23 protein-coding genes are annotated in these 25,491 nt (G+C 72.2%); 14 read left to right on the top strand and 9 right to left on the bottom strand.

The features are described 5' to 3' along the window. Window positions 1-121: 121 nt before the first annotated feature. Complete coding sequence (locus ACIQRW_RS06075) at window positions 122-430, top strand: hypothetical protein (RefSeq protein WP_403755049.1); 309 nt, start codon at window positions 122-124, stop codon at window positions 428-430. A gap of 33 nt (window positions 431-463) precedes the next feature. On the opposite strand, the gene ACIQRW_RS06070 is transcribed toward ACIQRW_RS06075, so the two are convergent. From ACIQRW_RS06070 to ACIQRW_RS06050, 5 genes are all read right to left on the bottom strand, one after another. Further along, window positions 464-1,027 (bottom strand): hypothetical protein, encoded by a 564-nt coding sequence (locus tag ACIQRW_RS06070; RefSeq protein WP_403755046.1) that lies wholly within the window; start codon window positions 1,025-1,027, stop codon window positions 464-466. A 34-nt stretch (window positions 1,028-1,061) separates the two neighbouring features. Continuing rightward, window positions 1,062-1,508: a hypothetical protein gene (locus tag ACIQRW_RS06065; protein ID WP_403755043.1), complete on the bottom strand. Its 447-nt coding sequence runs from the start codon at window positions 1,506-1,508 to the stop codon at window positions 1,062-1,064. 158 nt (window positions 1,509-1,666) lie between these two features. Next, window positions 1,667-2,134 carry a hypothetical protein gene (locus tag ACIQRW_RS06060; RefSeq protein WP_403755040.1) on the bottom strand — a complete coding sequence of 156 codons (468 nt, stop codon included), beginning with the start codon at window positions 2,132-2,134 and terminating at the stop codon, window positions 1,667-1,669. Between the two features lie 263 nt (window positions 2,135-2,397). Continuing rightward, window positions 2,398-3,837 carry a tol-pal system YbgF family protein gene (locus ACIQRW_RS06055; protein ID WP_403755037.1) on the bottom strand — a complete coding sequence of 480 codons (1,440 nt, stop codon included), beginning with the start codon at window positions 3,835-3,837 and terminating at the stop codon, window positions 2,398-2,400. 494 nt (window positions 3,838-4,331) lie between these two features. Continuing rightward, complete coding sequence (locus tag ACIQRW_RS06050) at window positions 4,332-4,556, bottom strand: hypothetical protein (RefSeq protein ID WP_403755034.1); 225 nt, start codon at window positions 4,554-4,556, stop codon at window positions 4,332-4,334. 199 nt (window positions 4,557-4,755) lie between these two features. Between ACIQRW_RS06050 and ACIQRW_RS06045 the strand changes: the two genes are divergently transcribed. The 3 genes from ACIQRW_RS06045 to ACIQRW_RS06035 are packed head-to-tail and all read left to right on the top strand — an operon-like array spanning window position 4,756 to window position 9,137. Then, the gene (locus ACIQRW_RS06045; RefSeq protein ID WP_403755031.1) at window positions 4,756-6,987 is read left to right on the top strand and encodes a PQQ-binding-like beta-propeller repeat protein; all 2,232 of its coding nucleotides are present in this window, start codon (window positions 4,756-4,758) and stop codon (window positions 6,985-6,987) included. Further along, window positions 6,974-8,317, top strand: a complete 1,344-nt coding sequence (locus ACIQRW_RS06040; RefSeq protein ID WP_403755028.1) for a serine/threonine-protein kinase — start codon at window positions 6,974-6,976, stop codon at window positions 8,315-8,317. The genes ACIQRW_RS06045 and ACIQRW_RS06040 overlap by 14 nt, the downstream gene beginning before the upstream one ends. Window positions 8,318-8,348: 31 nt before the next feature. Next, window positions 8,349-9,137: a hypothetical protein gene (locus tag ACIQRW_RS06035; RefSeq protein ID WP_403755025.1), complete on the top strand. Its 789-nt coding sequence runs from the start codon at window positions 8,349-8,351 to the stop codon at window positions 9,135-9,137. A 375-nt stretch (window positions 9,138-9,512) separates the two neighbouring features. Here ACIQRW_RS06035 and ACIQRW_RS06030 read toward each other — a convergent pair whose 3' ends face one another. After that, window positions 9,513-10,166, bottom strand: coding sequence for a TetR/AcrR family transcriptional regulator (locus ACIQRW_RS06030; protein ID WP_403755022.1), 654 nt, complete (start codon window positions 10,164-10,166; stop codon window positions 9,513-9,515). Between the two features lie 121 nt (window positions 10,167-10,287). Here ACIQRW_RS06030 and ACIQRW_RS06025 point away from each other — a divergent pair, with 121 nt between their 5' ends. Both ACIQRW_RS06025 and ACIQRW_RS06020 read left to right on the top strand, forming a co-directional pair. Continuing rightward, window positions 10,288-11,685 (top strand): MFS transporter, encoded by a 1,398-nt coding sequence (locus ACIQRW_RS06025; protein WP_403755019.1) that lies wholly within the window; start codon window positions 10,288-10,290, stop codon window positions 11,683-11,685. Then, window positions 11,682-12,908: an FAD-dependent monooxygenase gene (locus ACIQRW_RS06020; RefSeq protein WP_403755016.1), complete on the top strand. Its 1,227-nt coding sequence runs from the start codon at window positions 11,682-11,684 to the stop codon at window positions 12,906-12,908. The genes ACIQRW_RS06025 and ACIQRW_RS06020 overlap by 4 nt, the downstream gene beginning before the upstream one ends. Here ACIQRW_RS06020 and ACIQRW_RS06015 read toward each other — a convergent pair. Next, on the bottom strand, window positions 12,892-14,598 hold the full coding sequence (locus ACIQRW_RS06015) for an aldehyde dehydrogenase (NADP(+)) (protein ID WP_403755013.1): 1,707 nt from the start codon (window positions 14,596-14,598) through the stop codon (window positions 12,892-12,894). The two genes, ACIQRW_RS06020 and ACIQRW_RS06015, sit on opposite strands and share 17 nt — an antisense overlap. A 146-nt stretch (window positions 14,599-14,744) precedes the next feature. Between ACIQRW_RS06015 and ACIQRW_RS06010 the strand changes: the two genes are divergently transcribed. Genes ACIQRW_RS06010 through ACIQRW_RS05980 form a run of 7 tightly spaced genes read left to right on the top strand, consistent with a single transcriptional unit; the run spans window position 14,745 to window position 21,742 of the window. Beyond that, window positions 14,745-15,905: an NAD(P)/FAD-dependent oxidoreductase gene (locus ACIQRW_RS06010; RefSeq protein WP_403755010.1), complete on the top strand. Its 1,161-nt coding sequence runs from the start codon at window positions 14,745-14,747 to the stop codon at window positions 15,903-15,905. Between the two features lie 5 nt (window positions 15,906-15,910). Further along, window positions 15,911-16,165, top strand: a complete 255-nt coding sequence (locus tag ACIQRW_RS06005; RefSeq protein ID WP_403755346.1) for a (2Fe-2S)-binding protein — start codon at window positions 15,911-15,913, stop codon at window positions 16,163-16,165. Next, the gene (locus ACIQRW_RS06000) at window positions 16,158-17,657 is read left to right on the top strand and encodes an FAD-dependent oxidoreductase (RefSeq protein WP_403755007.1); all 1,500 of its coding nucleotides are present in this window, start codon (window positions 16,158-16,160) and stop codon (window positions 17,655-17,657) included. The genes ACIQRW_RS06005 and ACIQRW_RS06000 overlap by 8 nt, the downstream gene beginning before the upstream one ends. A 9-nt stretch (window positions 17,658-17,666) precedes the next feature. Next, window positions 17,667-18,581, top strand: a complete 915-nt coding sequence (locus ACIQRW_RS05995) for a dihydrodipicolinate synthase family protein (protein WP_403755004.1) — start codon at window positions 17,667-17,669, stop codon at window positions 18,579-18,581. A 1-nt stretch (window position 18,582) separates the two neighbouring features. Continuing rightward, complete coding sequence (locus tag ACIQRW_RS05990; RefSeq protein ID WP_403755001.1) at window positions 18,583-19,584, top strand: proline racemase family protein; 1,002 nt, start codon at window positions 18,583-18,585, stop codon at window positions 19,582-19,584. Next, entirely contained in the window at window positions 19,581-20,777 is a 1,197-nt protein-coding gene (locus ACIQRW_RS05985) for a proline racemase family protein (RefSeq protein ID WP_403754998.1), read from the top strand. Before ACIQRW_RS05990 ends, ACIQRW_RS05985 begins: the two co-directional genes overlap by 4 nt. Beyond that, window positions 20,774-21,742 carry an ornithine cyclodeaminase family protein gene (locus ACIQRW_RS05980; protein ID WP_403754995.1) on the top strand — a complete coding sequence of 323 codons (969 nt, stop codon included), beginning with the start codon at window positions 20,774-20,776 and terminating at the stop codon, window positions 21,740-21,742. Before ACIQRW_RS05985 ends, ACIQRW_RS05980 begins: the two co-directional genes overlap by 4 nt. Window positions 21,743-21,983: 241 nt before the next feature. Here ACIQRW_RS05980 and ACIQRW_RS05975 read toward each other — a convergent pair whose 3' ends face one another. Beyond that, a complete protein-coding gene (locus tag ACIQRW_RS05975; protein ID WP_403754993.1) occupies window positions 21,984-22,694 on the bottom strand; it encodes a GntR family transcriptional regulator in 711 nt (236 codons plus the stop codon). A gap of 94 nt (window positions 22,695-22,788) precedes the next feature. After that, window positions 22,789-24,006, bottom strand: a complete 1,218-nt coding sequence (locus ACIQRW_RS05970; protein ID WP_403754990.1) for a M24 family metallopeptidase — start codon at window positions 24,004-24,006, stop codon at window positions 22,789-22,791. Window positions 24,007-24,168: 162 nt separating this feature from the next. Here ACIQRW_RS05970 and ACIQRW_RS05965 point away from each other — a divergent pair, with 162 nt between their 5' ends. Continuing rightward, window positions 24,169-25,200 carry an ABC transporter ATP-binding protein gene (locus tag ACIQRW_RS05965; protein ID WP_403754987.1) on the top strand — a complete coding sequence of 344 codons (1,032 nt, stop codon included), beginning with the start codon at window positions 24,169-24,171 and terminating at the stop codon, window positions 25,198-25,200. Window positions 25,201-25,491 lie beyond the last annotated feature (291 nt).

The raw sequence follows: 25,491 nt of genomic DNA, 5'->3' as shown, positions 1-25,491 counted from the left end.
AGATCGAGGCCGATGTGCGGGGCCTTGTCGAGGCGTACATGGAGACGCTGCTGGGCGTCCGGTTCCTGGCGGGCGCATATGGCACTGGTCCGGTGATGTTCTGGAGTCGGTACGGGGGCGAGTGGCACGGCATGTGGTGGTCGGGGACCTGGGGGCCCAGCAGATCGAGCGGAAGGACGGGCGGCGGTCGTGGACGATCGTGTGGCCCGAGTGGACGGTCCACGCGGAGGCGGACAGGTTTCTGCGTCTGCATGATGGTTCGGGAACGCAGAGGGCGTACGCGTATCTGCTGGTGGACCATCTGCGGTGGCTGGAGCGAGCGTGCCTGGCCTTCACCGAGGTCCAACTGCGGGATCTGGAAGGGTACATGGGCATCCCGGGCGCCGAGGTCCGTATGCCGCTGGGCCCGACGCCGCTGGACGGGACGTGAGGGCCGGATCTCTTCCCACCGGCCCCCGACCGCTCAAGGTTGCTTCTTGACGTCGTTCACCGACGTCGGCCCCAACTGCTTGGCACTGGCGTACTCCGGCATCGTCATGGGCCTGTCGAACAGGAAGAACGACTGGTTCGTGCCGACCGTGAACTCCATGTACACGCCCGTCGTGGCATCGAAGCCGTAGTAGGCATTGCAGGTGGAACCCGACGTGTACGTGCCGTCCATGCCGGGCTGTGCGAGGACCGCGACGCCGTGGGAGGAGGACTCCGACCTCTCCGTCGGAGTGAGCATCTTGCAGCGTGGCACCGGCAGGCCCTTCATGATGAAGTACCCGTACTCGCCGTTGGCGTTCTGGATGTAGACGTACGAGAGTTTGCCCCGCTTCCCCCACGTCTTCATCCACTGGTTGATCGCTTCGCGAGTCGGCGAGTACTCCATGCGGCCCGCCGGCTGCTGGGCCACGAGGCGGTCGTAGTTCTCTTGCTTGGCCTTGTTCTCCTTGTCCTGGCCGGAGTCGGTGCAGGACGTCAGGGCAAGGCCCACAACGAGCGCAACGATCGTGGCCAGGACTATGCGTGCGAACTTCTTCATGCGGTGCTGCCCTCTTCCCGAAAGGAGATGGGGATCAGTTGGTGCACGTCGTGCGCTCGGCGGTGGTATCCAGCCGGTACGGCAGGTTCTTGTCACGGAAGGGCGCGCGGTGCTCTTGGGCGGCCTTCGAGTTGTAGGCGTTGACGGACTCGATCCGGGTGGCCTTCAGCGCGGTGATCGACTGGTCGATCACCGCGGTGCGAGCCTCCGAAGCGGCCTTCCGCTCCTCCTGGAGCACCTGGATCGTCCCTTCGGCGTTCTGCACGGCCTCGCACAGGTCGAAGAACTCCTCGTACGCGGTCTGACGGAACTCGCCCGAGCCGACGGTGTTCTCGCGCTTGTCCGCCTCACCGCGGAACGGTGCGGTGATCCACCCCGCGCCGCCGAAGACGAACACCCCGATGACGTACAACACCGCCAGGCCGATGACCCCGCCGATAACCCAAGCTCCTGACCGTGCCCCCTCGCGTACCTTCACCATGCCCCTCCTCCTTCACAAGTGGTTCCGCGGCCCGCCCCGGTGAAACGGTTCCGTCGGCACGAGCGTCTGGGCGATATCCCGTGAGTCCGACTGTCAACACAACACCGGTGAACAGGACAGAGCGCGGCCCGAGTCTTCCTGGCCTGTTCCGCACCTCCTCAGGAGACCTTGGCGATCGCACGTTTGTCGTTCAGCGGAGTGATCTCCAGCGAGACCCCGTTGATCTTTACTCCACCGTTCACGGTCGTGGTCATGGGGTTGTCGAACGGGCCGACGGCCACTGTCGCCCCGCCCTCGCCAAAGCCCGTGATCATGAACTCCTCCACGCCGGAACTGCTCTTGACGCTGATCACGTCGCCGGTCTTGACCTCGACCTCGCAGGTGCCGTCACCGCAGGCGGCGAGGTCGGTGCCGTCCGCCGCCTTCGGGAGTGACGAGCTTTTGGCGGGCGGTGGTGGCGGGGTGGGGGCCTTGGACGGCGGGGCAACGGATCGGGTCGGCGCGGGCGACTTCTCTGGAGCGGCGCCGTCCGAGATATCGCTGCCGTCACTTCCGCATCCCGTGAGCAGCAGGGCGACGGCGGAGGCCAGTGCGACAAGGGTGGTGCGACGTGAGGGCGTAGGCATCGAGCGCATGGTCTCCACCTTGGTTCGGCGGGCGCGAAAGCAGCCCGCGCCGACAGTAGACATTCTGGCGTTCCATCCGTATGAACGGTGCAGCAACGAGGCTGCGGTAGGAAGGACTTGACAATCAGCTTGAGCGAGTTTGCGCCCGTGATCACTATGGAGTGGGCCGCCCCTCAGTGAGTCCCGCTGCTCGCGGGCCTTGACGACCGCCGGAGTTCCTGGCCCCGAGCGACCGGTGCCCGCCACAACCCCCGCGCCGCCGCTCACCGGATGACCAGTGGCCGGAACGCAGCCCGCACGTCGGACTTGGACGCGTCGACGTACCTGGCCGACGGCGGCCCCGAGTCGGAGTCACCGCGGGTGAAGTACGTGATGGTCGCGGGACAGCTCGTACCGTCGATCTGGATCTTGCGGTTGGCGACGAGCTTGCCGGTGCGCAACTCGTAGACCTTCACCGGGATCGCGATCTTCGAGAAGGCCACATACGTGGTGGAACCCGAGGTCTCGGCCTTGTACGGACACGTCTGGACGGACGTGCCGAAGGTCTGCTCGCCCATACAGACCACCAGGACGGCGACGGCGGGGTCGTCGGTCTTCCAGGAGCCCGGAAGTTTGTCCGAGTGATCGCTGTACTCGTCGCCGCCGTAGAACAGCGCACGGTTGGTTCCCTTGCCGATGGGCTTGGCACCGCTGTACTTCGCCGGGCTGGAACAGTACTCGGGCTGCGAGCCGGGCTCTTGCGCGAACAGGAGGCTGCGGACGTTGGCCAGCTCGATGCTCTGCGTGGCCTGCCTGGATCCTTTCCGCGCCTTGTCCGCGAGGCCGTTGCCGGGGTACTGGTCGAGCAGCTGCTCGTAGTGCGTCAGGGCCTTCTCCCAGCTGCTGTCCGCCAGGTGATCATCACCGCAGCCGACGAGCGCGGCCGGCGCGGTCCGCTTGACCGCGTCCGCGGACCGGTCCAGCACGTCGTGGCTCCGCTTCCGGTCGCGGAGCCAGTCGGTGACGGCGACGGTGTCGCAGGCGTCCTTGGCGGGCAGACTGCCGAGGAGACCGTTCAAGGTCGCCTCGACCGTCTTCTCGTTGCCGGGTTCCGTGAGGACCGAGGCGAGTGTGCCGAAGCCCTCCTCCAGCGCATCGGTGTCCCCGGTCAGCGCGGTGGTCAGCTCGACGCCGGCCGTCTGCAGTTGGTTGCACGCCCGTACGATCCCGTCACCGCGGGCGCTGAGCGGGGCATCGGCGATGCGGTGCCCCAACCAGACCCTGCCCTGGGCGCTCAACACCTCTGCACAGTCGCCAGTTTCACGGGCCTCGGTGACGCTCTGCCCGATCCTGGAGGCGTCGAATCGCAGGAGTCCCACGGCCAGCAGCACCGGCAGCGTGACAGCGAGTGCGACCAGGCGCCTGCTGCGCACAGCGACCCGTTCGGCGCCTCTGCGCGCAAGGAACCACCCGTGGGCGATGACGGCCGCCCACCACAGGAGTACGGCGACCTCGTACGACCGCCGGTCGGTCGAGGTCAGCATGGAGACGAGCACGACGGTGACGAGTGCGGTGACGGTGGCGAGTTTGCGCCGCCGCATCATCAGATAGCCGACACCGAGCAAGGAGGCGTTGCCGAAGGCGACGGCCAGTGGGTCGTGTGCCCTGGCCTCGGGAGGCACGGGCTCCGGCTCGGTGAGCACGGCGTACGTCGGGTCACTCATCCTGAATCTCCCCCGGTCGCAGAACGGTTCTGGGTGCCCGCATTATTGGGCCCTGCCGCCGGGACCCCTCCCGACGACAAGCGCGCGGACAAGTGGCCGCTTGGCATCCTTGCCCGAGCTTCTTCTTGAGGCCGCTACAGCGTGGTGAACCATCACGCTCACGGTTGATACGACCGGCGCCACCTCCCGCGTGGGGGTCCGGGGCCAGCCGGCAACGTCGGCGCGTGCCGTACGGGTGCGGCGCGAGCGGTGCTTACCGTTCGTGCGGGACGTGGCCGAATCGATCCGCCGGACCGTGCCGCGCTCGCTGCCCACGCCGCAGGCCGGGTCGATCTCGCGGCGGCGTATCGCGCCGCCGGCAGTCGGGCCCGCACCGGAGGCGACTTCTACGACATCCAACCCGGCTCGCACAACACGTGGTTCTCGTCAGGTAAGTCCACGGCAAAGGGCTCCCGGCGGTCGCGTCGACCGCCGCTCGGCTCGGCGCGTGCGTGTCACTCCGTGCCGAACTCCAGCACGGCGCTGTCCCCGTCGACGACGACGGCACGGACGGTGACCTTGTCGCCGCTCGCTTCACCGAATGATCCGGTTCCGCCAACTCCCAGCCCCACCTCCCCCCCCACCACCTTCGGTCCGCCGTTGCGCACCACGACCTTGGTTCCCATCAGCGACACGCGCAGCTTCCATGGGCCAACGACGACATCCACTTGCTCGGTCACCAGGACCTCGTTCGCCGCGGCAGACCTCGCCGCGGCGGACTTCGAGTTCAACCCGAGCCGCCTACCGCCATCATCCGGCCGGGACCTCGGGCCCCCTTCCCGACCACGCGGCGTGAGTGCACAGCTCACGGGCGGCGCACCCGATCCACCGGTCCGCTACTCTGCTCCTCGCATCGTGGTGAGGGCGGAGAGGCAGGTCGTGCAGCCACTGCAGCCAGATGATCCGGGCCAAGTGGGCGACTACCGGCTGCTGGCCCGGCTCGGCACGGGCGGGATGGGCACTGTCTACCTCGGGAGCTCGCCGGGTGGCCGGGCGGTCGCGGTCAAAGTGGTACGGGCGCGGTTCGGCCGCGATGCCCACTACCGGGCCCGCTTCCGTCGTGAGGTGACCGCCGCCCAAACGTTGACCGGTGCGTTCACCGCCGCACTGCTGGACGCCGCTCCGGACGCCGAGGTGCCTTGGCTCGTCATGGAGTACCTGCCCGGGCAGTCGCTGCGGGAGGCGGTCGGGTCCTACGGCGGATTCCCGCCGGCCGCCCTGCGTCTTTTGGCCGCCGCCCTGGCCGAGGCGCTCGCCGACATCCACCGGGCGGGTCTCGCTCACCGGGACCTGAAGCCGGGCAACATCATGTTGACCGCCCGCGGCCCCCGGGTGATCGACTTCGGGATCGCACGGCCGGTGGACGCCACGGCCATCACCCTTCCCGGGGCCTTCCTCGGTACGCCGGGCTTCATGTCGCCGGAACAGGCGTCCGGCGGTCTCGCCGGACCGGCCGGCGACGTCTTCGCGCTCGGTGCGGTGCTGGTGTTCACAGCGACAGGGCATGAGCCGTTCAGCGCCGAAGACAGGGCGGCGACGCTGCAACGCGTACGAGCGGCGCGTACGGATCTCGGCGGGATCACGGACCGCGGGCTGCGCACCCTGGTCGCAGCCTGCTTGCGCCGCGAGCCGGAGCGCCGCCCCTCGGCGGCCGCCGTGCTGCACCGGCTCGGCGAGCCCGCCGCCTCGGTGCACGGCACCGGCTGGCTGCCGGCTCCGCTGGCGGAGGCGATCGACCGCTGCGTGGCGCGGGCCGAGCTCCCGTCCAACCCGGCCTCCTCGATGGGCGAGTTGGCGGTGCGGGGGGCGTCGCCCGGCGAGACGACCGCCGATCCGACCGCGGTGACGGCCGGGTCCTCCGCGGGCTCCGGGAACGCGGGCTCCAGGAGTCCGAGCCGCCGCGGTCTGCTCCTGGCCGCGGCCGCCGTGCCCGTGGCCGCCAGTGCCGCGGTGGTGCTGGCGGAGACGGTCCTGTCGGCGAGCGACGACAGGCCAGCTTCGCCACCACGTTCGTCGTCGTCGTCGTCGTCGCGTTCGCCGTCGCAGTCCAGTACAACCCCTGCCCGGCCCGCGTTAGCCAGCCGTCGGTGGAAGACGAAGGTCATCGACGACGACCGGCACCACCCCGACCTCTACAACGCGGCCGACGTGGTCGTCGCCGCGAGCAGTGGGCAGAACGACGTCCGCGCCCTCGACCCGCGGACCGGGAAGATTCTTTGGTCACGTGCCGCCGACACGTCCGGCGACGACTTCGTCACGGCCGGGACCAAGGCGCTGTATCTGTTCGATGCCCGGGACGGGGACAGCACGGCGGACTTCGTTCTTCGCGCCGTCCACCCGGCCTCCGGTGCCACCCGCTGGACATCCCGTGTGCCGTTCTTCCCGTGGGGGACGACGACCACCGGATCGGTGCTGTGCGTCGCTGCCGGCAACGAGATCAGGGCGCAGGACGCCGAGGACGGGCGGCCGCGCTGGACCGCGCAGGCGACCGGTTTGGCGTCCTTCACCGCCGGTGCCGGGCTGGTGGTGGCGGGTGGCAACGGCCTGCTGACCGGGATGAACGCGGGCAGCGGCCGGATCCGGTGGAGGCGCGAGTTGGCGCAGTCCCCTGTGTTCGCCGTCATCAGCGACGGCATGGTCTTCGCCGCCGACAATGTCGGAACCGTGTACGCGGTCCGCGCAGACGACGGGACGGTTGCGTGGCAGAAGGTGTTCGATTACCGCAGTTCCGTACGGCACGCGGGGAACGGACTGCTCTACGTGGGCGAGGCGGACGGCCGGGTACGCGCGTTCCGGGCCGGTACGGGCAAGGCGGAATGGACACGTCGGCCGGGCGGGGAGAGCACGGCGTACGGCACGTCGGACACGCTCGGCGTGTCCGGTGGCACGCTCTGGGTGCAGGGCCCCGACCAGACGGTGTACGCCTTGGACGCGGCCGACGGGCGTGTTCTGTGGACATACGGTGCCCAGGCGACCACCGGCTCGACGTCCGCCTCCGGGTCCGGTGCGTTGGCCGTCGGCGGGCTCGTGCTCCTGGGCACCTCGGACGGACACGTCGAGGCCGTCAGCCCACCCGGTCGGCTCATCGGAGGTACACGTGGAGCGTCTTGAGCCGAGCGATCCGGGCAGCCTCGGGCGCTACCGGATCCTGGCGCGTATCGCCGTCGGCGGCATGGCGGTGGTCTACCTCGGACGGTCCCGGGGCGGCCGGGCGGTGGCGGTCAAGGTACCGCATGACGAATACGTCCGTGAGCCCGAGTTTCGGACCCTCTTCCGACGCGAAGTGGCGGCCGCCACGGCGGTCGGCGGCACGTACAGTCCGCCCGTCCTCGACGCGGATCCCGACGCCGAGACGCCCTGGATGGCGACCGAGTTCCTGGCGTCGGTGCCGCTGCGCGACGCGGTGGAGAGATTCGGTCCGCTGCCCACCGCCTCCGTGCGGCATCTGGCCGCTGGACTCGCGGAGGCGCTCGCCGCGATCCACCGTGCGGGGATCGTTCACCTGGACGTCAAACCGGCGAACGTGCTGCTGACCGCCGACGGGCCGAGGCTGATCGACTTCGGCATCGCCGCACGTACGGGCTCCAACGGCCCGGCCGGTTCCCGGGGCTTCATGTCCCCGGAACAGATGGACGGTGACGCCGGCCCGCCGAGCGACGTCTACTCGCTGGGCGCCACGCTGGACTACGCCTGCGGTCCGCAGCACACCGACGCGATGCTGAGCGCGCTGATCGCGGACTGTCGGCGGACCGACGCCGCCGCCCGTCCGGTCGCCGCCGAACTGGCCAGGCGTTCGGCCTCGTTGACGACGTACGCGGAGCCGTACGGCGCCTGGCTGCCGCAGCCCGTGATGGCGGCGATCGACAGGCAGGCGAGCGCCGCCGCCAACCCGCCGATGCCCCCGTCCGCGCCGCCGGGGCGGCGCACGCTGCTCATCGGGGGCGCCATCGTCCTGGCCGTGGCCGGGGGCGCGGGCGCCTTGCTCACCGGAACCGGGGACGATCCTCCGCCTGACCAGGAGGCGGAGGACTCCCGTAAGTCCCGGAACTCCGCGCCCCCGGCCACGGCCCCCGCTTCTCCGTCCCCCACACCCTCGCCCCCGGCGAAACCCGTCACACTCGAATTCGTGATCACTGGCGGCGGGCCGCTCACCTCGCTCACCTACTGGGTGAACGGCCGGCCCACCACGCTGAAGAACGTTCCCCTGTCCTGGCGCCGGACCGTCGAGGTGCCGCGCTCGCCGGGAAGCGTCGACTGGCGGCTCCGCTTCACCTTTCCCTCGGGCAAGGTCAGGGTCCGCGTGTTGCAGGACGGCGCCAAGACCACCGACGGCAGCTATCCCACACCAGCCGCTCTCGACTTCCCCAACCTCTATCCCTACGACGTGGACATGGGCGGATCCATCGCGATCCCGGGCCCCCTCCCGGACGCCGGCGTCTAGAATCGGCCTCACCGACTACGAGGAGGGCGCCATGGCGAGTTCGGCGAGCAGGGTCAGCCTTCTACCGAAACACCTAGGCAGCCTCAGCCACACCGTTCCTCCCGCCCGGTCGGGCACACTCTTCGCGCTCGGGTCGAACGGCGGCATGAGCGTGGCGCCGGATGCGGACTTCACGCTGCTGTTCGGGCGCAACGAGCCCGACGTCCACATTTGCGTCGGTGCGGGCGACACGCGCGTCAGCCGACGGCAGGGACTGATCACCCGGGAATCCTCCCGCTGGATGCTGCACAACACCGGCAGACTGCCCATCCGTTTCCCCGGATCGCGGCTGATACTCGGCGGAGACCAGGCTCAACTTCCGTTCGGTTACACGCCCTTGTTCATCGTCTCCGCACGACAGGAGCACCTCCTGGAGGTCCGGATCACCGCTTCGGCACCGTCGCCCGGCCCGGGAATCGGACGGGGGCCACACGAGGAGGAGACGCACGGCGAGGTGCGGCAGCTGAGCCCGGAAGAGAAGCTGGTGCTGGTCTGCCTCGCTCAGCGCTACCTGCGGCTCGATCCCCAGCCGCAGCCCCTGACATGGGCCCAGGTCGCTTTCGAGCTGAGCGAGTTGAGGCCGACGGAGCGATGGAGCCCGAAGCGCGCGGCCCACATCGTCGCAGGCGCGCGCAAACGGCTCAGCAAGGAGGACGGCGTTCCCGGACTCCTGGAGGAAGAGGTCCCCCCGCCGGTCGGAAACGCGCTCAACCACAACCTCATCACCGATCTGCTGGTCACCACGACGATCGTCAAGTCGGACTTGCGCCTGCTGGGGTAATGACACGTCGTCCCGCCCTTACCCATGAGTCCCTCGGGGTGCTCCCCGTGCACGACCAGACCGCGCTGCGCACCGAGGGCATCGCCAACAGTTCCACCAGCATCCCGGCGTGAAAGCCGATGTCGACGACGGTTATCGCGGCCTCGCCAACGAGTTCCCCGACCAGGTCTTTGCCCCGCCGAAGAAGCCGAAGACCGCGGAAGACCCGGCCGAGCTGCCGCTCACCGAGCACTACGGCCGGCGCGAGCACAAGCGCCGTCAGTCCTCCCGGCGGATCTGCGTCGAGCACGCGCGGACGCGTTCCGTACGGCGTCGAACGCTCATGGGCGGGCTGCCGGAGCACACGGCGGAGCCGTGCCCGTGCGCCCGCCTGTGTCAGGACTTGCTGCCCGCGCTCCGATCCGCCCGGTACGCGCGGAGGAACGTCCGTACTCCCTCGACGACGAGGGGGCGTACGCGGGGGTTCTGCGCGGCGTTCGCGGAGCCGAGGCGGTCCAGGGCGACGCCGAAGGTCAGCGCGAGGAACTGGTCGGCCGCCAGCCGGGCGTCGGGGACGTCGAGCAGCCCGGCCTCGGCGAAGGCCGTGAACCGCTCGGCGATCGCCTCGTCGGGGGTGTCCGCCATGGGGTTGTAGTCCTGCTGCGGCAGATGGCCGGACTCCGTCCGGACCAGGCGTTGCAGTGTCGTGTACTCCGCCGAGCCGAGCATGTCGGTCGCGATGCGCATCGCGAACGAGACCAGGCCGTCCTCCAGTTCGGCGGCCTCGGTCAGGTCCGTGAGGGTGTCGTCGAGGGTGCGCCGGACCGTGGTGACCAGCGACTGGCCGACCGAGTCGACGACCGCCCGCAGCAGGGACCGCTTGTCGCCGAAGTAGTCGTAGACCGTCCGCTTGGACACCTCCGCCCGCGCGGCGACCGCGTCGACGCTGGAGCGGTCGAAGCCGTCGGCGAGGAACAGTTCCCGGGCCGCCGAGAGGATGGCGGCCCGCTTCCGCGTGGACCCCTCGCGCAGGGTCTTGGTGGTCGGCATGGGCTCATCCTAACCGTTCTACACTGCACGGTGTAGTGTAGCTCTGGTCCGGTGAGTGCCGTGCGCGTTCCTCCGTGTGCGGCCGGCTCCGTCCCGCCGGGCCATGACGGAAAGGACCTTCATGACCACGACTTCGGCTCCTCCGCTCCGTATCGGGAAGGCCGCTGTCCGGGCCCTCGGCATCCTGGCGCTGGCCACCGGCGCCCTGGAATCGGTGGTGACGCCGACGCTCCCGCTCCTGCGACGTGAGCTGGACATGAGTCACGCCGAAGGGGCGTTGCTCAGCATCGTGCTCCTCGTCACCGGCGCGCTGATCACACCGGTGGCGGGGAAGTTAGGCGACCGCTACGGCGGGAAACAGGTCCTCGTCCGGCTGATGGTGGTGGTCTGTGCCGGGGGTCTGGTGTCCGCCCTGGCGCCGAACCTGCCGGTGCTGCTGCTCGGTCAGATACTCCAGGGCGCGATGGTGGGCGCGCTGCCCCTGTCGTTCATCCTGGTGCGCGAACACCTTCCCGAGGGCGAGTCCAAGGTGGCCATCGGCGTGGTCAGCGGGCTGTTCGTGGGGGGCACGATGGCGGGGACGCTGGCGGCCGGACCCGTGGCCGAAGGGCTGTCCCGGCACTGGATGTTCGCGCTGCCGACGTTCGCGGTCATCGGGGCCACCGTGCTGGTGCACCGGCTGATGCCGCAGGATCCGCCGCGCCGGTCGGACGGCGCCGGGATCGACTGGCCCGGCCTGGTCCTCCTGAGCGGAACGCTCGTCACACTCATGCTCGTCCTGGCGCTGGCGCCCGAGATCGCCGCGCGCCCCCTCGTGCTCATCGCCCTCCTCGTGCTGCTGGCCGCCTTCGCGACCGGATGGGTGGCCGTCGAACGTCGCGCGACCTCGCCGATGGTCGATCTGCGCATGGTGGGGCGGCCCGAGGTGTGGAAAGCGTGCGTGCTGACGTTCATGATCTGCGTCGGTACGTCGGTGGCGGCCTATCTCGTCCCGGCGCTGTTCGCGGTACCCGCCGACGCGTACGGGTTCGGGGCGAGCGCGACGCAGATCGGCCTCTTCCTGCTGCCCGGGGCCGTGGCCGCGTCGCTGGCCGGGCCGGCCGGCGGGTTCGGGGCGCGGCGGTTCGGTTCGCGTGCCGTGGTCACCGTCGGGGTTCTCATCATGGCCGTCGGCCTGCTCGGCCTGGCGGCCGTACACACCGAGGTCTGGCACCTCGTCGTCGGCAAGATGATGATCGCGCTCGCCAACGGGCTCTGCGTCACGGCGATGGTGACCAGCACCGCCACCTCCGTCGACCGCGGTGACACCGGCATCGCCACCGGTCTGGTCCTGGTGACGCGCGTGATCGGCTTCGCCGTCGGGGTCCAGATCAGCGGCGCGATCCTCACTGCCAGGACCCCCGCCGGGTCGGACCTCCCGGCCGAATCGGCCTATGTCGTCGGCTTCGTCCTGGCCGGAGCCGTCACGGCGCTGTCCCTGCTCGTCGTCCGTACCCTGAGCAAAGGAGTCAAGGAATGACCCGCGTCGATACGTTGGTGAACGGTCCCGCCACACGGGGACGTACGGTCCTGATATCCGGGGCCAGCATCGCGGGGCCCGCCCTCGCGTACTGGCTGAACCGCCACGGATTCGCGGTCACGGTGGTCGAGAAGGCGGGCACGGTCCGCGACGGCGGCTATCCCATCGATGTGCGCGGCACCGCACTCGACGTCGTCCGGCGGATGGGGATCCTGCCGCGGCTGCGGGACGCGCACATCGATCTGCGCCGGCTGACCTTCCTCGGCGAGGACGGCTCCGAGGTGGCCTCGGTCGACCCGCACGCCGTCACCGGCGGGGTCCCGGGAAGAGACCTGGAGGTGCGGCGCGGGGTGCTGGCCGGCGCTCTCCACGAGGCCGTCCGTGACGACGTGGAGTTCCTGTTCGACGACTCCATCGACACGCTCGACCAGCACCGCCACGGGGTCGACGTCACCTTCCGCGGGGGAGGCAGCCGCACGTTCGACCTGGTGCTGGGGGCGGACGGGCTGCACTCGCACACCCGCGCGCTCCTGTTCGGACCCGAGGAGCGGTTCCACCGCTATCTCGGCTACTGCTTCGCCGGGTTCACCCTGCGCAACACCTTCGGGCTCGTCCGTGAGACCACGATGTGGAACGCCCCGGGCCGGGCCGCCGTGCTGTACGCCGTGGGCGACGACGACGACGTCCACGGCTTCCTCAACTTCGCCCGCACGGAACCGCCGTTCGACGCGTTCCGTGACCCGGAGGCCCAACGGGACCTGGTCACCGAGGTCTTCGACGGTGCGGGATGGGAGGTCCCGGGCATGCTCGCCGCCCTGCGCGACGCGGACGACCTGTTCTTCGACGTGGTCAGCCAGATCCGCATGGACCGCTGGTCCAGCGGCAGGGTCGCGCTGGTGGGCGACGCCGCCTACGCGCCCTCCTTCCTCACCGGCCAGGGCTCCAGCCTCGCCCTGGTCGGCGCATACATGCTCGCCGGATCCCTGGCGGCCGAACGCGATCACTCCGCGGGCTTCGCCGCCTACGAGCGTGACACCCGTGCGTTCGTGACCCTGAACCAGGATCAGGTCGGCAAGGGCGAGGCCGCCCTCTTCCCGACCACCGCCCGGGCGCTGGAGCAGCGCAACACCATGCTGCGTGGTCTGGGCTCCATGCCGGCCCCGGCGGAGGGGCGGCCGGCCCACGAGGCGCTGGTGCTGCCGGAGTTCAGACTCCCGGGGTGAGCGCCGCCCCGGTCTGCCGGGGGACCCGCCGGGGGTTGTCGTCACGGAGTTCGGGGGGCAGGAGGGCGTCGGGGAAGGACTGGTAGCAGACCGGGCGCAGCCAGCGTTCGACGGCGAGGGTGCCGACGCTCGTCGTGCCGGGCGAACTCGTCGCCGGCCACGGGCCCCCGTGCACCATCGCGTGGCAGACCTCGACACCGGTGGGCCAGCCGCCCCACAGAACGCGGCCGGCCCGCTCCTCCAGTACCGGCAGCAGCCCGAGGGCCGTCGTCCGGTCGGCGTCCGTCACGTGCAGGGTGGCCGTCAGCTGGCCTTCCAACTCCTCCAGGAGGTGCAGGAGTTCGTCCGTACCGGACCAGCGCACGACGAGCCCCGCCGCGCCGAAGACCTCGCCCGTGAGGTCCCCGTGCGCGGTGTACGTGGCCGCGTCGCACGCCAGGACGACGGGGGCCGGTGCGTACGGGCCGGTCCCGGCCGCACCCCGCGCCACCTCCCGTACGCCCGGTACGTCCTCCCACCGCCGTACGCCCTCGGTGTACGCCCGGGCGATGTCCGGGGTGAGCATGACCTGCCCCTCCGTGGCCTTCACGGCCCGGGCGGCGGCGGAGAGGAAGGCGTCGCCCGCCGGTCCGGCCGGCAGCAGCAGGAGGCCGGGGTTCGTGCAGAACTGCCCCGCGCCGGCCGTCAGCGACGCCACGTACGCGTCGGCCGCGGCTTCCGGCTCGGCGAGGGCCCCGTCGAGCATGATCACGGGATTGACCGCGGACATCTCGGCGTGGACCGGGATGGGCACCGGACGCGACCGGCCGGCGGCGATCAGCGCCAGCCCGCCGGCCCGGGAGCCGGTGAACCCCACCGCGGTGATCCGTGGATCGCCGACCAGGGCGAGCCCGACGTCGTGGCTCCGGCCCACCAGCAGGGAGAACACTCCGGCAGGCATGCCGGTGCGCGCGGCGGCGGCCGTGACGGCGCGGGCCACGGCCTCCCCGGTGCCCGGGTGTGCCGGGTGCGCCTTGACCACCACGGGGCAGCCGGCGGCCAGCGCGGACGCGGTGTCGCCGCCCGCGACCGAGAAGGCCAGCGGGAAGTTGCTCGCACCGAACACGGCCACCGGGCCGAGAGGGACGCGCCGGAGCCGTACGTCTGTGCCCGAGGGGCCGGAGTCGATCCGGGCGCCGAGGGCGCTCCCGCTCCTGACGAGGTCGGCGAAGAGCCGCAACTGCCCGCAGGTGCGGCCCCGTTCACCGGACAGCCGGGTCGGCGGGAGTCCGGTCTCCCGGGCTGCGAGTTCCAGCAGGGCGTCGCCGAGGGCCTCGATCTCCTCCGCGCAGGCGTCGAGGAAGGCCGCCCGCCGCTCGGGCGGCAGGGCGCGGAAGGCGCGGGCGTCCGCCGCGGCGAGCCGGGTCGCCTCGGCGACCTGCTCCGTCGAGGCGTCCCGGTGCGGGGGGCCGAACGGTTCCCCGGTCGCGGCGGCGACCGCGTACCAGGGGTCCCCGGTGCCGGGGACCTCGCGACCGGCGAGGAGCGAGTGCCCGACCAGGAGTGAGGTCTCGGTCAGGGGGGCGTGTCCGTTCGAGGGTGAGTTCCCGGTCAGAGGGGCTTGTCCGGTCGGGGGAGTGGGGCCGTTCAGGGGGGTGGGCCTGTTCGGGGGCGGGTTCCCGGGCAGGGGTGGGTTTCCGGTCGGGTTCACAGCGATGCGTCTCCCTGTGCGCGCCGGTGGGCGGCGCGCCGTCGTCGGGTGTCCGGGGGAAAGTCACCGGGGCGGTGGCGTTGTCCTCGGGTCGTCCGGATGTATAGCCTAAGCAATGGCATGTGACATTGCACTAAGGAGCGGCCATGAAAGTCGTCGTCGTCGGAGCGGGCATCGTGGGCGCCGCGTGCGCGTTCCACGCCGCCGCGGCGGGGCTCGACGTCACGGTCCTCGACCGTGGTCCCGTCGGCGCGGGTACGACCAGCCGGGGGGAGGGCAACATCCTCCTCTCCGACAAGGAGCCCGGCCCCGAACTGGAGCTGGCCCGCCTCAGCCGTGCCCTCTGGGACGAGACAGGCGAGGAACTCGGCCCGGAATCCATCGAGTTCGAGACCAAGGGCGGCCTCGTCGTCGCGAGCACACCCGACGCCCTCACCGCCCTGCACGCGTTCGCCGCGCGCCAGGCGGCCGCGGGCGTCCGCACCGAAGCCGTCGAACGCGTCGGCGAGCTCGAACCCCATAGCGCGCCCGGCCTCCCCGGCGGCGTCCACTACCCGCAGGACGCCCAGGTGCAGCCCGTTCTCGCGGCGGCCGCACTGCTGCGCGCCGCGGTCCGGCACGGGGCCCGGACGCACACCGGCGAGGCCGCGGCCGCGGTCACCGGGGCCGACGGCAGGATCACCGGAGTGCGCACCGCCGACGGCACGGTGCTGCCCGCCGACGCCGTGGTCAACGCCGCGGGCACCTGGGGCGGTGAGGTCGGCCGCCGCCTCGGCGCGCCCGTCGAGATCCTGCCCCGCCGGGGCTTCGTCCTCGTCACCGAGCCGCTGCCGCCGATGATCCGGCACAAGGTCTACTCCGCCGACTACGTGGCCAACGTCGCCTCCAGCGAAGAGAGTCTGGAGACCTCGTGCGTCGTCGAGGGCACCCGCGCGGGCACGATCCTGATCGGCGCCAGCCGCGAACGCGTCGGCTTCGACACCTCGATGAACCCGGCCGTGGTGGCCACGCTCGCCGCTCAGGCATGCCGCCTCTTCCCGTTCCTGCGCGGCGTCCACCTGATCCGCGCCTACCGGGGCTTCCGGCCGTACTGCCCGGACCACCTGCCGGTCATCGGCCCCGACCCCCGCGTCCCCGGCGTCGTCCACGCGTGCGGCCACGAGGGCGCCGGGATCGGTCTCGCTCCCGGGACCGGCGCCCTGGTCACCGCCCAGCTCCTCGGCCGCCCGTGGCGCGGCGCCGATCCGGCCGCCCACACCGGCCTCCTGCCCGACCGATTCCTGAACCCCGGAGGTGTGCCCAAGTGACCGCAGTGAACGCGTTCACCGTGGACGGCGAACCGTTGCCGTTCGAACCGGGACAGACCCTGGCCGCCGCGCTCGTCGCCTCGGGCCGGGTCGCCTGGCGGACCACCCGGGACGGTCGACGGCCCCGGGGGATCTTCTGCGGGATCGGCGTCTGTTACGACTGCCTGGTGACCGTCGACGGCACGGGCGGGCAGCGCGCCTGCCTGGTGCAGGCCCGCGCGGGCATGGCCGTCACGACCGGGGAGGACGACGATGAGTGAGCCCCGTGACCTCGGGACGACGAGTGAGCCCCGCCACCTCCTGGCGACGCCGAGCGAGCCCCGTGACCTCGTGGTGGTGGGCGCGGGCCCGGCCGGCATGGCCGCCGCCGCCACCGCCCTGGACGGCGGGCTGCGGGTCGTTCTCGTCGACTCGGGCGCCGCCCCGGGCGGCCAGTTCTGGCGCCACCCCCCGCCCTTCGCGCGGGAAGCCGTTCCGACCGCCGATCTGCACCACGGGCTGAACACCTACCGGACGCTGTGCGCTACCCTCTCCGCCCACGAGCGCACCGGACGGCTCACGCTGCTGCTGAACCACCATGTGTGGACCACGGCCCGCGACGAGGACGGCTTCACCGTCCACGCCGTGGACCGCGGCCGGGCGCCCGAAGAGCGGGCGGTCGTGCTGCGCGCACCGGCCCTGCTGGTGGCGACCGGCGCCTACGACCGCCAACTCCCCTTCCCCGGCTGGGACCTGCCCGGGGTGCTCACCGCCGGCGGGCTCCAGTCGCTGCTCAAGGGCGGCGGAGTCGTCGCCGGCCGCCGGGTGGTCCTCGGCGGCACGGGCCCCTTCCTGCTGCCGGTCGCCGCCGCCCTCGCCGCCCGCGGGGCGAAGGTCGTCGCCGTGTGCGAGGCGGCGGCGCCCTCGGCCTGGCTGCGCCACCCCGCGGCCCTGCTGCGCAACCCCGCCAAGTGGGCCGAGGGCGCCCGGTACGCGGGCACCCTCGCCCGGCACCGCGTCCCCGTCCGCACCCGCACCGCGATCGTCGGCGCGGAAGGAGCGCGGGGGCGGGTCGCCGTCGTGCGCACCGCCTCCCTGGACGCCGACGGGCGTCCGCTCCCGGGCACCGAGCGCCGGATCGAGGCCGATACCGTGGGCGTCGGCTGGGGCTTCGTCCCCCAGCTCGACCTGCTCCTCCCGCTCGGCTGCGACCTCGCCGACGCGGGCGACGGCACCATGGCCGCCGCCGTCGACGGCGGACAGCGCACCACGGTGCCCGGGCTGTACACGGCGGGCGAGACGTGCGGCGTGGGCGGGGCCGCGCTCGCGGTGAGCGAGGGCCGCGTCGCCGCCGCCTCGGTGCTCACCGACCTCGCCGCCCCCGGCCGGCCCGGCACCCGCCGCCCGGCCGCGGAGCGCCGGGCGGTGGCCCGGCACCGCGCCTTCGCACGGGCGATGGCACAGGCACACCCCCTGCCCCCGGGCTGGCCCGCGTGGCTGACCGACGACACACCGGTCTGCCGGTGCGAAGAGGTCACCGCGGGGGCGGTCCGGTCCGCCCGCGCCGACGAGTCGGCAGCCGACCACCGGCAGGTCAAACAGCTGACCAGAGCCGGCATGGGCTGGTGCCAGGGCCGGATGTGCGGGCCGGCCGTCCACTGCCTGGTCTCCGCCCGCGACCAGCCGTACGCCCCCGCCGAGCGGCTGATCGCGACGCCCGTCACCCTCGGTGCGCTCGCCGATTCCGTCGAGCCCACTTCCGACCACATCTGAGGAGTTCCCATGGACCTGGACCGCACCTCCCTTCCCACCCGCATGCCCTGGCACGGCGTCATCGTCGCGACGAGCCTTCCGTTCGGCCCGGACCTCGCCGTCGACCACGGCGCCTACGGGGACAACGTCGCCTGGCTCGCCGAACAGGGCCTGCACGGCGTCGCCCCGAACGGCTCGCTGGGCGAATACCAGACCCTGACGTACGAGGAGCGCGACCGCGTCGTGGAGACCGCCGTCGCGAACGCCCCCGAGGGCTTCACCGTGATGCCGGGCGTCGGAGCGTACGGCGCGATCGAGGCGAGGCGGCACGCGCGGTTCGCCAAGGACGCCGGCTGCCAGGCCGTCATGTGCCTGCCGCCCAACGCCTACCGGGCCGACGACCGCGCCGTCCTGGAGCACTACGCGATGGTCGCCTCCGCCGGCCTTCCCGTCACCGCCTACAACAACCCCATCGACACCAAGGTCGACCTGCGCCCGGAGCTGCTGGCCAAGCTGCACGCCGAGGGGTTCATCGTGGGCGTGAAGGAGTTCTCCGGCGACGTCCGCCGGTGCTACGCCATCAACGAACTCGCTCCCGGGCTCGACCTGATCGTCGGCACCGACGACACCCTCCTGGAAGTCGGCGTCGCCGGCGCCAAGGGCTGGGTCGCCGGCTACCCCCAGGTCTTCCCGCGCGCCTGCCTCGACCTCTACAACGCCTCGCTGGCCGGCGATCTCGACACCGCGCTCCCGCTCTACCGACAGCTCCACTCCGTACTGCGCTGGGACAGCAGGACCGAGTTCGTCCAGGCGATCAAGCTCGGCCAGGACATGATCGGCCGGACCGGCGGGGGCTGCCGTCCGCCCCGGCAGACCCTGGACCCGGAGACCGAGGCCGTCGTCCGCGCCGCCACCCAGGCGCTCATCGACGCGGGGGTGAACTGACGTGCGCTCCAAGGTCTGTTACCACGCGGTCGACTCCCACACCGAGGGCATGCCGACCCGGGTCGTCACCGGCGGGGTGGGTGTCCTGCCGGGCGCGACGATGGCCGAACGACGGCAGCGGTTCATGGCGGAGCGCGACGGACTGCGCACCCTGCTCATGTGCGAGCCGCGCGGGCACGGGGCCATGTCCGGAGCGATCCTCCAGCCCCCGACCCGGCCGGACGCCGACTTCGGCGTGCTGTTCATCGAGGTCTCCGGCTGCCTGCCCATGTGCGGCCACGGCACCATCGGCGTGGCGACGGTCCTCGTGGAGACGGGCATGGTCGAGGTGGTCGAACCGGAGACCCTCATCCGCCTCGACACCCCCGCGGGCCTCGTCACGGCACGGGTCGCCGTGCGCGACGGCCGTGCCGAGTCCGTCACCCTGGAGAACGTCGCCTCCTACAGCCACGCGCTGGACCAGGTCGTCGAGGTCGAGGGGTTCGGCCCGGTCCGCTACGACATGGCGTACGGCGGCAACTTCTACGCGATTGTGCGCACCGAGGACCTCGGCATCCCCTACGACCGGGCGGAGAAGGGGCGGCTGCTCGACGCGGGCCTGGCCGTCATGGGGGCGATCAACGAGCGGAACCCGGTGGCCCACCCGGAGGACCCCGCGATCGACGTCTGCCACCACGTCTATCTGGAGGCGCCCGGCTCGACCGCCGAGCACTCGCGGCACGCCATGGCCATCCACCCCGGCTGGTTCGACCGCTCGCCCTGTGGGACGGGAACCAGTGCCCGGATGGCCCAACTGCACGCGCGGGGACAGCTGAAGACCGGGCAGGACTTCGTCAACGAGTCCTTCATCGGCTCCCGCTTCACGGGCCGGATCCTGGCGGAGACCACGGTCGGCGGCAGGCCCGCCGTACTGCCCTCCGTCACCGGCCGCGCCTGGATCACCGGGACCGCGCAGTATCTGCTCGACCCCACGGACCCCTATCCGACGGGATTCACCGTATGACGGCCGATCCGTACACCGGGCCGATCGGGACGGCGTACACCCGGCCGATCGATACGGCGTACACCGGGCCGATCGGGACGGCGTACACCGGGCCGATCGATACGGCGTACACCCGGCCGATCGATACGGCGTACACCCGGCCGATCGATACGGCGTACACCCGGCCGATCGGTACGGTCGACTGGCACACCGGGGGCGAACCGTTCCGGATTGTGCCCACGCCCCCGCCGGCCGTGACCGGGCACGGGCCCACCGTCGCCGAGCGCCGCACGGTCGCCATGGCCGACGCCGGGGTGCAGTGGACCCGGGCCCTGCTGTGCGGCGAACCGCGCGGTCACGCCGACATGTACGGGGCCTTCCTGGTACCGCCCGACGACGCCGGGGCCCACCTCGGCGCCCTCTTCTGGCACAAGGACGGCTTCTCCACGGCCTGCGGGCACGGCACGATCGCCCTCGGCGCCTGGGCGGTCGCCACCGGCCTGGTCCCGGCGCCGGCCGACGGCACGACGGACGTCGTCATCGACGTCCCCTCCGGCCGCGTCACGGCGAGCGTGCGCACGGCCGGCGGGCGGGTCGCGGACGTGACGTTCGTCAACGTCCCCGGCCATGTCCACGCGCGCGGCGTCGAGGTGGCCACCTCGCAGGGCACCGCCACCGTCGACATCGCCTACGGCGGCGCCATGTACGCCGTGCTCCCGGCACACCGGCTCGGCCTGCGGGTCCGGCCGAGGGACGTCACCGCGCTCGTCGCGGCCGGCCGCGAGATCCGCGACGCGCTGAACGCCGCCCACGCCGCCGAACACCCCGAGGACGCCCGGCTGTCCGGCGTCTACGGGACGGTGTTCACCGAGGAGGCCGGCGACCCCGTCGAACGGCCCGACGGCACCTGGCTGCTGCGCCACCGCAACGTCACGGTGTTCGCGGACGGCCAGGTCGACCGCTCCCCGTGCGGCTCGGGCACCGCGGCCCGGGTGGCGCTCCTCGCCGACGCCGGGGAACTGCGCCTCGGCGACGAGTTGAGGCACGAGTCGGTGGTGGGCTCCGTCTTCCGCGCCCGGATCGAGCGGACCACCACGGTCCACGGCCGCCCAGCGGTCGTCCCGGCCGTGACGGGCACCGCGTACGCCACCGGAACGAGCCGCTTCACCGTCGATCCCGACGACACCCTCGTACCCGGGTTCGTGCTGCGATGACGGTGACGCTCGACGCCGCGGACGTGTTCGCGCTCGGTCCGGCCGGGGCCGTCGCCGCGGTCCGGGAGGCGCTGGCCGGGGGGCTCGATCCGGACGGCGACGTACCGAGGGCGGTCGTGCCGCTGGCCCACGGGCAGGGGCTGCTCATGCCCTCGGAGTCCGGCGGCTGGTTCGGGGTGAAGATCGCCACCGTCGCGCCCGGCAACGCCGCGCGCGGGCTGCGGAGGATCAACGCCACGTATCTGCTGCACGACAGCGCGACCCTGACCCCGGTGGCCCTGCTGGACGGGGTGGCGCTGACGACCCTGCGCACCCCGGCCGTCTCGGTCGCGGCCGGTCTGGACCGGCTGCGCGCGCTCGCCGACGGGGGCGGGGGGCTGCGCCTGGTGGTCTTCGGCGCGGGTCCTCAGGGGGAGGGCCACGTCGCCGCCGTACGCGCCCATGTTCCGGTGGCCGACGTCACGGTCGTCACCCGGCGCGGGGGGCCCGTGCCCGGCTGGGCGGACCGGAGTCCGGCGGCGGGCGGCGGGGGAGCGGCGGCCGCGGTGCGGCGCGCGGACGTCGTCGTCACCGCGACGTCCGCGCGCGAACCGGTGGTCGACGGGCGGCTGGTGCGCGACGGCGCGGTGGTACTGGCGGTCGGCTCGCACGAACCGGACGTGCGAGAGCTCGACAGCGTGCTGATGGGGCGTGCCACCGTCCTGGTGGAGAGCCGCGCGACCGCCCTCCGCGAGGCGGGCGACGTCGTCATGGCGATCCACGAGGGCGCGCTCGCCCCGGACGACCTCGTCACCCTGGCGGACCTGAACGGCTCATGGGGGGACGTCCCGGCCGACCGCCCGCTGGTCGTGAAGACGTGCGGGATGGGCTGGCAGGACCTGGTGGTCGCCGTCGCGGCCCACCGGCGGAAGGAGGGGGAGGAGGGAAAGGCGGGAAAGGCGGGGACGCCGGGGGAGCGGAGCTGAGCGCCCGCCGACGCCGCCCGAATCCGTACCCCTGGCGGGCCGTTACGTCAACGCACGCCGCCCAGCGCGGACTTCGATGTCAGGACACACCGCGTTCCGCGCGGCCTTCGGGGCCCAACGCACGCCGCCCCGCGCGGACTGCGGCGTCAAGACATACCGCCCCGCGCGGGCGTCGGCCGCAACGTACGCCGCTCCGCGCCGACTTCGGCGTCAACATGGCTCGCCCCAACCGCACTTCGCGTCAGCGTGCGCCGAGCTTGCGGGACGGGGCGGCGCGTTCGGCTTCCCGCTTCCGGTCCGCCCACAGGGTCCGCACATGCGCGAGATGGCGGCGCATATGCTCCTCGGCCCCCTCCGCGTCCCCGGCGATCATGATGTCCAGGAGCGCGGTGTGCTCCCGCGCCGAACCCACCAGCGACCCCTCCTGGGACAGGTCGGTGAGCCCGTAGAGCCGGGAGCGCTTGCGCAGGTCGGCCACGGTCTCCACGAGGCGGGCGTTCCCGGCCAGGGCGAGCAGGTCGAGATGGAAGCGGCGGTCCGACTCCAGGTAGGCGATCAGGTCGCCGCCCTGCGCGGCGGTCACGATCTCCTCGGCCACCGGACGCACCGCCTCCAACTGCTCGCGGGAGGCGGTGCGGGTGACGCGGCCGATGGTGGGGATCTCGATGAGGGCGCGGATCTCGGTGTACTCGTCCAGGTCGCGCTCGGAGAGTTCGGTGACGCGGAACCCCTTGTTGCGCACCGCCTCGACCAGGCCCTCGCGGGCCAGATCCAGCATGGCCTCGCGCACGGGCGTGGCGGAGACGCCGTACTCGGCGGCGAGCGTGGGCGCCGAGTAGATCACGCCCGGCTGGAGTTCCCCCGCGATCAGCGCGGCACGCAGAGCGTTGGCCACCTGGTCGCGCAGATGCTCCTGCACCGAGATGAGTTTGCGGGACTTCAGCTCACTCATGCGTTCCCCTTCAATGATGTGGCACCGCACTATACAATGTCACGTTGCGCGGTGCCTCATCGGTCGAGGGTCAGTGCTGTCGAGGTCAGCGCTGTCAGCTGTCCAGGAGGCGGGCCATCCACTCCTCGACGCCGTCGACCGTACGCGGCAGCGCGCCGGAGAGCAGCTTCGCCCCGTCCGCGGTGATCACCAGGTCGTCCTCGATCCGCACGCCCATGCCGCGCAGCTCGGGCGGCAGCGTCTCGTCGTCCGGCTGGAGGTAGAGTCCGGGCTCGACGGTGAGGACGTGGCCCTCCTCCAGTACGCCGTCGAGATAGGTCTCCGCGCGGGCCCGCGCGCAGTCGTGCACGTCGATGCCGAGCATGTGCCCGCTGCTGCACAGGGTGTAGCGGCGGTACAGACCGCTGTCGTCGGCGAGCGCCTCCTCGGGCGAAACCGGCAGGATGCCCCACGCGTGCAGTCCCTCGGCGATGACCCGCATGGCCTCGCGGTGGAAGTCCCGGAACCGGGCCCCGGGACGCAGGACACCGATGGCGGCCTCCTGCGCGGCCAGCACCAGTTCGTAGACGTCGCGTTGGGCCGGCGAGAAACGGCCCGACAGCGGGAGGGTGCGGGTGATGTCGGCGGTGTAGAGGGTGTCGGTCTCCACCCCCGCGTCGAGCAGGAGCAGGTGGGACGGGTCGAGCGGTCCGTCGTTGCGGATCCAGTGCAGGACGCAGGCGTGCGCGCCCGCCGCCGCGATGGTCTCGTACCCCGTGCCATTGCCCTCGCTCCGGGCGCGCAGCTGGAACACGCCCTCGATCCAGCGCTCGCCCCGGGGGTGGCGCAGGGCGTCGGGCAGGGCGCGCGCGACGTCCTCGAAGCCCGCCCTGGTGTGGTCGACGGCCAGTTGGAGCTGGCCGACCTCCCAGGCGTCCTTCCGCAGCCGGAGTTCGGCGAGCGCGGCGTCCAACTCGGCGTCCCCTGCCGGGGTGTGGGACCGGGGGGCCGGCAGGCCGTCCACCCGGGCGTCGACGCCGGCGAGCAGCCGGGTCGGCGGCTGCGGGCCGGTGGGGAGCTTGGCCAGGTCGTCGAGGTGGGCGCAGCGCAGCCCGGTCAGCGCCGCCGTCTCGTCCAGGTCGGGCCGGCGGCCGACCCAGAACTCGCCGTAGCGGCGGTCGCGGTAGAAGTCGCTGGTGTTCCGGGAGGAGCGGGGGCGGATGTGGAGCACCGCCTCGTGCCCCTCGGGTCCGGAGGGTTCGAGGACCAGGACACCGGCCGAGCCGAGACCCGGCTGCCGCTTCGAACCGCGCTGCCCCCGGGCCGCCGCCACCACCGCCCCGGAGCGGGCCCGCTGCGCCGGGGAGAGCCCCCGCCCCGGGGTCGTGCCCGGCGGCGGCCGGCTGGTCGCCTGCCACCTGCCCCTGCCGGCCGTCCCGACCGCCCCGCACCCCGGTCCGCCCGGCGGGGCCCCCGTACCGGCCGAGGAGGCCCGATGAAACTCGCACTCTCCAAGTCCCCTCTCCCAACAGCGAGTTCTACGGAGGGTGGCGCCGCGCCCCTGCTGTCCGTACGCGGTCTGGTCAAGACGTTCCCCGGCCGCCGCGTCCTGGGCCGCGCCGCCGCTCCGGTCCGCGCGGTGGACGGCGTCGATCTGGAGCTCGCCGCGGGGGAGACCCTGGGGCTGGTCGGAGAGTCCGGCTGCGGCAAGTCGACCACGGGCCGGATGCTGGTCCGGCTGCTGGAAACCACCGCGGGGACCGTCGAGTTCGAGGGCCGTGACATCACACATCTGTCACAGTGCGAGCTACGGCCGGTCCGGCAGCACCTCCAGATCATCTTCCAGGACCCCCACGCCTCCCTGAACCCCCGGCAGACCGTCGCCCGGATCATCTCCGAACCCCTGCTCGTGCAGGGGGCCACGGTCCGGGCGGCCCGGGACCGGGCCGCCGAACTGCTCGACCTGGTGGGCCTGGGCTCCGAACACCTGGACCGGCACCCGTACCAGTTCTCCGGAGGCCAGGCCCAGCGCATCGGCATCGCGCGCGCCCTGGCTACCGGCCCCCGCCTGATCGTCGCCGACGAGCCGGTCTCCGCGCTCGACGTGTCCGTACAGGCCCAGGTCGTCAACCTGATGGAGCGTCTGGGCGGGGAACTGGGACTGTCGTTCCTCTTCATCGCCCACGACCTGTCCGTCGTGAAGCGGGTGTGCGACCGGGTGGCGGTGATGTACCTGGGCCGCATTGTCGAGATCGGCGACAAGCGCGAGCTGTACGACAGGCCGGCGCACCCCTATACCCGGGCGCTGCTCTCGGCGGTCCCGCTGCCCGACCCGGCTGCGGAGCGCCGCCGGGAGCGGATTCTCCTGCTCGGCGACCCGCCGAGCCCGGCCTCGCCGCCCAGCGGCTGCGGCTTCCACCCGCGCTGCCCCAAGGCGCAGGCCGTGTGCCGTACCGAGCGGCCGCTGCTCCAGGTCGTGGGCTCCGGCGCGCGTACGGCGGCCTGCCACTTCCCCGAAACGGGCTGAGAGGCCCGGAGGCTCGCGGCGGCCCGGAACACGCCCGGACCGCCTCTACCCAGCCGGGCCGCCCCCAAGCCGGGCGCCGTTCACCGGAAAGTCGTAGCGGATTCGGCCAGGGGCTTCCCTGTGATGTGTGACCTGTGCCATTGTACATGTCACAGGGCGTGGGCATGTCAACTCTGGACATGGGCCCCCTTCCGTCCGGCCGACAGCACGGCACGACAACACCCCCTGTCCCGCGCCCTGTACATCCCATCGGTCACGCATGCGCGTGCCTCCGATCCCTCATGGGAGGAA

This window comes from Streptomyces sp. NPDC091287, from assembly GCF_044768525.1.
GTDB lineage: Bacteria > Actinomycetota > Actinomycetes > Streptomycetales > Streptomycetaceae > Streptomyces.
The sequence above is the reverse complement of the archived record's forward strand: the minus strand, read 5'-3'. Positions and strand labels throughout refer to the sequence as shown.